The organism is Pseudomonas abietaniphila (genome assembly GCF_900100795.1).
In the GTDB taxonomy this organism is placed as follows: domain Bacteria; phylum Pseudomonadota; class Gammaproteobacteria; order Pseudomonadales; family Pseudomonadaceae; genus Aquipseudomonas; species Aquipseudomonas abietaniphila.
On the sequence record NZ_FNCO01000038.1, the window covers coordinates 1 to 6,728 of the forward strand.

A 6,728-nucleotide genomic window follows, 5' to 3' on the forward strand; every position below is an offset into this window, starting at 1 on the left:
CCCGCCGAGACCAGCCCGCTGTTCACCAGGTCATTGCCAGCGACGGCGGACAGGTTGTTGGTGGCTTTCAGGGTGCCGACGTTGTCGAGGTTTTGGCCGGCGATAAGGGTGACGTCTTTGCCGGCAATCAGTGCGCCGTTAGGTGCGAGGCGGTTGTCGGCCTGGGCCAGATACAGCACCGGTACCAGCACTTTTTCGCCATTCACTTCGTGCTCTTCGAGCCAGACGATGTCGTGGGTCAGCGCTGCGACCTGCTGAGCCCTCCTTACTTGGCTTTTTGTTCGCCGGTTATCTCTCGACTTTGGTCAAGCTCGAGTAATCACCAAACGCTGGAAAAGCTTCGTAATTGCCTGCTGGATCAAAGGTCGACTGGGCCTCCTCAAGCGCGTGAGGACTCATATGACTATGTCGAATATAGAGCTCCCCATTTTCCTTAAAAATATAACTGTCTCCCGAAAGCACACGATCGCCTTCCCCATCAAACTCTCGATAAGTCGCCATGCTTAGAAATAGCTGAGTTTCAGATAAAATCCTGAATTGATATGTCAAATATTCTCGACCTCTGACATCTAGAAAACCAACACCTATCATTTTTGTATCCAACAAGCACTCAATAAAACATGCAGGATAGTCCCCTCCCTCAACGAGAGCCGTATATGACCCACCGGAAACATGCATTTCTAATGCTTGTGCCTCAGACAAAGGGTCGATGGCGATTTTTTTCATAATGAACCATTTTTTACAATATCTAATAAGTTCACTCATCAGTAGATCCTACCATTCGAATCACGAAGAATAACACCAGCCTTATTGGCAGCATCCAGAACCGCTTTTGGTACACCTCCTATCTGCGGAGGTATTTCTAGTATCAAAGTACCATGGAGCTGCTCGCCTCCTAACGATTTACTGGACGGAACCTTGGCTATTGTAGCACCTGGCGGATATTTGGAAACAGCTTCACTGATGTACTTCATAGCTGTCGCCTTAGAAACCTCTGAAAGCTATGTATACTTCCGCGAAACAATCTCACCAGATTCAGGACTGTACGAACAACCCGATAATAACCTTTGCCATCCGCTCGCTGGATATAAAGCTCATTATAAGGATATTCTTTCTCCCTCACTTTATTAAAATCGTTCCCGGCCTGTAGACGGCGCAGCCATTCGGGCTTGAGCGAGCCTGACTGTACTTTTTCGCCTGCAACAGTAATCACCTTCCCAGTAGCCTTCCCTCCCAGCGACCGCAGCCCTCCACCCACAAGGTCAATCAGAAACTCAGTCGCGACAACCTGAGAGTCACCATCCAGTTGGAAAACACTGTGGTCAGAACTTGCGTACAGTCGCTTGGCGTCATCATGCGCATCTTGTATCTGTTTACGCTCTGATTCCGTCAGCTCGGCCGTCAACGTGATCGCTAGCTCTTCCTTGAGTTTTTCGTATTGCTCGCCGAAAGCAGCATGCGCCAAAGCATTCAGCGTGATACTCAGCGCAGCTTTGGCCGGCCCCATGGCTGCTTGCATGGCGAGCATTGCGACCTGAGCTTCCTGCACCGGGAGCTTGTTGATCTCCTGAATCAGGTCGCTTGTTCGAGTCAGGAACAATGCCATGTAGGGCGTGACGCTTTGGGTCACGGTCGGATCAAGTGTAATCGCCGTTCCCGATAACGGATCTGCTTCGTTTAGCTGACCACCACTATTCGTTGTTACAGGACAGGTGCCAGCCGCGCAGTTCGCCCAATCATTGAGATCCGTCTTGAAGGTGGAAGGCAGAGTGTCCAATAAGACCGGATCAAGCCCTGCACGTACGAGGTTTTTGCCCATATCCAGCGCACGTTGATCTCCCAACACATTGCGTGACGCTTCTGGGATCTCATCAATAGTGACGCGCTGAGCTTGAATCTCGCCCCATAACCTATCAGCAGATGTCGTGACCTCTTCTATGCGGCTTTTAATCACTTGATCAAAATTTAACGCAGCATCTTTCCAACGCTTTAGGGTTTGCAGCGGATGGGTCACCAGATCAATCGACGAACTCGACACATACAGGTCAGTCCGATGCTCGTCGTCTCGTGTGATCTCGTACGCCTTGCTCACGTCGCGGTTGAGGCCCGCCGTTGAATCACCCCCTGTCTTGGCATCGTCACGCACGGTGATATCGCCCGCGCCCACCGTGGCGCGCACAACCTGCTCACGATCCTTGTTGTAGTCGTAACCCGAGACGTTCCAGCCGCTTTCGCCTTCCTTGCCCTTGCCCGCCTGGCTGGCTGGCATCCTGAGTGGCGGTGCCGCTGGCGCCCCAGCCATAGGTGCCACCCACGTTCAAGTAGTAACCGTGCTCCTTGTCGCTGCCTCCGATGTCGCTGAAACCAAAGGTGCCAGTATCGAGCTTGAGATTGCCCGTGTCCGAGGCGAGCACAGCACCATCGAGCTGGGTGTGTTGCTCAGTGCGGATGTCGAGTTGGTCTTTGGCGGTGATCGAGGTCTGGTTGCCGACCCAGTTCGTGCTGCCTGTGGTCTGGCCGTAGCCGGGTCTACAGCTATTCGCCGGTACCTATCAGGCAGATTCCTGCCGAGCAGTTCGCCCAGTCATGAGCGGTTTCCAGCGCAAGCATTACCAGATCAATTGACGCGCGAAACGCATAGACGATCTCTTGAATCAAATAATCCAAACAATATGGAAGATTATCAATAAAATATGAAAAAAAGTCTTTCAACTCTTCAGGCGGCAACACTGCAAAATCTTTAGTTACCGGAGAGTAATGAAAAACACTATCAACCTTCAAGGCATCACCCATTTTAACATTAATTATTGCCACACCCAGTCATAGTCGGCGACGTGAAGAATTAAGAATCCAGTTTTTCGCACCTACAATGCGCTATTGTAAGAAAGCATACTTTGAATCATAACTTGATAGCGGTGCAACAGGCAGCCATTCTGCAGGAATGTAGACCGACTCTATCTTCAAGCTAAATCCATGCCGCCAAGCGATTTTGGAATACATCACTGCAAAGGAAGAAATGAGGCCGTCAGTAAAACCGCTCTCATAGTTCGATCTTCCTGAAACTCGCTTTGAAGACGCGATCACATCAAGAGCTCCTGCCATCCCAACTTCATCTTTTCGAGCGAGTTCTAAGTAGAACTGTACATCTGGCAAAAATTTTTCTACCGCAGCTGCTGGATTTGAAACTATGGCTTCACAACGCCCCTGCAGTATCGACCAGTCTCCACGGATAGCGAGTATAGCTAGATACGCAAAGTGATCTATAGTCGCACAGTTTGAAACTCGCTTCATATCGAAACAACTATCAGTTTCTTTACAAAACCAATCAATCAGTTGTGTATTATCTGACATCAATGGTGTCAGCATCTGCAGCATTTTCCCTAAAGGGCCAGACGTATCGGTTTTCAGATCGTAAACATATTTACGAAGCATCCCTGCCACGTAACACCACGACTTAAAAGCTTGCAAATTTTTATTGTCAAACCATTCCCACATAGCTTTTGCTAACGCATGCGATGACAAACGACTCGCGCATGCTTTTACATCACCTTGGCCTGTAGTTACTAGTTCGACTATTCGATCCAGATCAAAACCGTCCTCCAAATGAGAACGGATATGTTCCAAGCGTGCTACAGCCTTCTTTTCGTAGTTTTTATCCATACACACCTCATTCAATATGTGCAATTATCAAAGTACCTTTGTCACGATCAACGCCGGCCACCCCTTTCACTAGCGTCCCGTTCACCCTAGCTTCGCTCACAGCTTTGAATGCTGGAGAGTTTTTATCCAATCAATCTAAGACTCTATCGATCCAATCATCCGACATTTGAACATATCCATCAGCTCCTTGAAACACGCGGTCGAAACCGTCGTTACTACCATATTTACCCCTTTCAAAATCTGTCATGTGTCATTTCAGAAAATCGTATTCCGGACTGTAAAAGGGCAGCGGAGCAATAGGTATCCATGCAGCTGGAATGTAGGGTGATTGTACGTCAAGCTTGAAACCATGCAGTGCGGCAATCTTCGAGTACAATACCGCAAATGTAGAAATCAGGCCTTGTGAGTACCCGCTCTCATGCGCGGCTCTGGCTTTTATCATTTTTGGAGAGACCAGCTCGGCGATGACTTCCTCCATACCGGCTTTATTACCATCCGCCAGCGATTTAAAAAAAAGGTTGTCTGATAGGTATCTTTTAGCATCGCCTTTCGGTGGATTGTTATCCACACGTTCACACCGTGAAACAACAGACTCAAAGTCCCCTTTCACCGACAATATTATCTGGTACGCCGTAAAGTCCGGAGTTGTGACAGATTCAATTCGCTTTGCGTCACGGATCTCAGAAAACCCACAAAACCATTTAGTTAATTTATCATTATCAGAGACTAAAATCTTTGAAAACTGAAGCACCTTGTGAAGCAGGCTCATTTTGTCACTTCTCAGTTCAAATTCATACTTAGTGAGCAACCCCCAATTGTAAAACCAATTTTTTGCAGCATTAAGGTCACCCAACTCAAACCACGCCTGCATGCCTTTCGCGTACGAATGGCGAGATAAAGTACTTGCACACCCCGCTGCGTCGCCCGTCCCGGTTTCAATGTAATTAACACACCGCTGAATATCAAACCCTCCATCCAGATGTGATTTTATGTGATCCAACCTGATTAACGACTCTTTGGTATCCAGCATGACTGCTCCAAATCACTTCAAACGAGCGATGACTAATTTCCCAGTTTTCCTATCTACACCAGCTACACCTTTGATCAGGGTGCCTTTGTCGACACTTTCCAGTACTGCTGCATATGCTTTCGATGATCTATCCAAAGATTCGAGCACCTTCGATACCCATGCATTAGACATCTGAACCACCCAATCAGCTCCTTGAGTCAATGCAAAACCACCATTGAGTTGCTTCGATTCCAGAATCACGATCTGACCATCCTTGTTAAGGTAAACATGGTCAAAACCATTATTGCCTCCATACTTACCTCCATCCAACGGCTGAAGCCCTTGCCGCGCAGCAACTGATTCTACAAGCTCCTCGGTCAATGTGCCCTTGGTGTCCAAGCCATTCGTAATATTTTGTGCAAGGCTCTTCTCAGTGTCAGTCAAGTCGGTTATCGCAACCAATGTATCCAAATCATCCATGATGCGATCTCTCGCCATTTTGGCTCGTTGAGAGTCTGCAATATCCTTCGCATACTCCATATTGCCTGTACTGTCTTCGTCAAACTTTCCCTGTTCCCATTTCTCGCGTGAGCACTCGTCATCAGTCCCACAACCGCCCATTGCTTTGGCAAAGGCGACTCTCTCTTCGTGTTCGAGGTAATTGAACTTTGTTGCTTGCGACGCAACCCATCCCGCAATAGCCTGATCCTTGTCGTTGCCGCCAGCAGCGGCTGCAACCGTCAATCCGATCAGTTGCGAGGTCATCGCCAACAGCTGATCGTGCATACCGTTGCTGAATATCTTGTCGCCCACGGACGCCACGAAGGCTTCGTTCGCACCGGCAGCCAAAGCGCCAGTTCGGAAATCTCCACCTGCAAGTTCGGCGATCAATCCGCCGACCAGTGCGTGCCCCCCCATTTTTCCGGGCAGCCCCGAGAACTCCAACTGAGTGCCCAGCGGTTGTAAATTCCGGCGGACATGACATCGACTCCGGAACTAATCGCCGATTGTGCAACGTTGTCCTTGAGGCTTCCTCCGTTATTAGCGGTATTGGCAACTGCGCTGAAACCGTTCTGAGCGAAGGTGTATTCACCGAATTTGATCAAATCAGCTGTCTTTCCAAGATCGAAGCCATGCGTCGCCTTGGCTGCATCTTCTGGCGCCACACCGAAAGCCTTATCCAGCACCCCGGCTGCAAATCCAGCTGCCAGTCCTGTTACCAGATACCTCTTCATGCTCTCGGCAGAAGTCACGTCCTTAAACACAGCGCCGATGTTCCCTTTGTTATTAACGACGCTGACTGCTGCCTGCGAAACCGCCGCAGAAAAACTAGCAACAGCTGCGGCGCTCGCAGCACTGGAAATGGTTGCGGCGTATGCGCCAAGTCCTGCGGTCGTTGCCGCTGTGGAGGCAGCACTTCCTGCGGCCGTACCGATCGTTGCAGCCGTGCCCGTGCCAGCAGTCAACACGGTCACGATTATGATGATTGCCAATCATTGCCCCTGACCCAAGCCGGAGTGGCTGTACTTGTACGAATCGTGCGCCTCTTTGATCAGCTGCCAATCCACGTCACCGCGCTTCTCGGCATCCTTCAGCCAGACAAGGCTAGGGTCTGCCTTGACCATGGCATCAATGGCTTCGCTGACGGTCTGCTGGCTCACCTGCTTCACATCAATGTGCAGGCCATCCACCGCCTTGATCGCCAGATTGCCTTTTGCGATCAGCTCGCTTTGGCGCAAGGTCTCATCGGTACTGCCCTTGCCCGACATGGAATTCCAAGCCAAGTCGCTTTTGCTCTTCTCATGGCTCTCCTGATGCAGGTCTTTAACGCCTTCAAACAGGATGCTACCGCCGCTGTTGAGCGTGAGATCATTACCGCTGTTGAGCTTGGCCACCTGATAGTGCTGATCCCCGCCACTGACCAGCATCATGTTGCCGCCGGAGGTGATCTCGCTGCCGATGTTGGTGACCTGCGTCACCTCATCGCGCTTGGTTTTCTTGCTACCAAAAGAGCCTTTGCTTTTCTTGTCGTACAGCGAGTAATCACTGTCCTGCGCTG

6 protein-coding genes and 3 pseudogenes are annotated in these 6,728 nt (G+C 49.9%); all 9 read right to left on the minus strand.

Annotation, left to right across the window (positions count from 1 at the left end):
* A pseudogene (locus BLS87_RS33040) lies at positions 1 to 260 on the minus strand (hemagglutinin repeat-containing protein); the annotation flags it as partial.
* A 28-nt stretch (positions 261 to 288) separates the two neighbouring features.
* On the minus strand, positions 289 to 765 hold the full coding sequence (locus BLS87_RS33045) for a lytic transglycosylase (RefSeq protein ID WP_074759380.1): 477 nt from the start codon (positions 763 to 765) through the stop codon (positions 289 to 291).
* On the minus strand, positions 765 to 974 hold the full coding sequence (locus tag BLS87_RS34050; RefSeq protein ID WP_143024552.1) for a hypothetical protein: 210 nt from the start codon (positions 972 to 974) through the stop codon (positions 765 to 767). Before BLS87_RS34050 ends, BLS87_RS33045 begins: the two co-directional genes overlap by 1 nt.
* A 986-nt stretch (positions 975 to 1,960) precedes the next feature.
* Positions 1,961 to 2,525 (minus strand): annotated as a pseudogene (locus tag BLS87_RS34055) (toxin C-terminal domain-containing protein); the annotation flags it as partial.
* A gap of 10 nt (positions 2,526 to 2,535) precedes the next feature.
* A complete protein-coding gene (locus BLS87_RS33055) occupies positions 2,536 to 2,793 on the minus strand; it encodes a hypothetical protein (RefSeq protein ID WP_143024553.1) in 258 nt (85 codons plus the stop codon).
* An 81-nt stretch (positions 2,794 to 2,874) separates the two neighbouring features.
* Entirely contained in the window at positions 2,875 to 3,660 is a 786-nt protein-coding gene (locus BLS87_RS33060; protein ID WP_083370829.1) for an Imm49 family immunity protein, read from the minus strand.
* Positions 3,661 to 3,910: 250 nt separating this feature from the next.
* Positions 3,911 to 4,690: an Imm49 family immunity protein gene (locus BLS87_RS33065; RefSeq protein ID WP_074759383.1), complete on the minus strand. Its 780-nt coding sequence runs from the start codon at positions 4,688 to 4,690 to the stop codon at positions 3,911 to 3,913.
* Positions 4,691 to 4,702: 12 nt separating this feature from the next.
* Complete coding sequence (locus tag BLS87_RS33070) at positions 4,703 to 5,560, minus strand: VENN motif pre-toxin domain-containing protein (RefSeq protein ID WP_143024554.1); 858 nt, start codon at positions 5,558 to 5,560, stop codon at positions 4,703 to 4,705.
* 116 nt (positions 5,561 to 5,676) lie between these two features.
* Positions 5,677 to 6,728: pseudogene (locus BLS87_RS35455) on the minus strand (DUF637 domain-containing protein); the annotation flags it as partial.

Coding starts and splice junctions, on each gene's coding strand:
- BLS87_RS33045 (WP_074759380.1), bottom strand. CDS start 765: ATGAGTGAACTTATTAGATATTGTAAAAAATGGTTCATTATGAAAAAA.
- BLS87_RS34050 (WP_143024552.1), bottom strand. CDS start 974: ATGAAGTACATCAGTGAAGCTGTTTCCAAATATCCGCCAGGTGCTACA.
- BLS87_RS33055 (WP_143024553.1), bottom strand. CDS start 2,793: ATGGGTGATGCCTTGAAGGTTGATAGTGTTTTTCATTACTCTCCGGTA.
- BLS87_RS33060 (WP_083370829.1), bottom strand. CDS start 3,660: ATGGATAAAAACTACGAAAAGAAGGCTGTAGCACGCTTGGAACATATC.
- BLS87_RS33065 (WP_074759383.1), bottom strand. CDS start 4,690: ATGCTGGATACCAAAGAGTCGTTAATCAGGTTGGATCACATAAAATCA.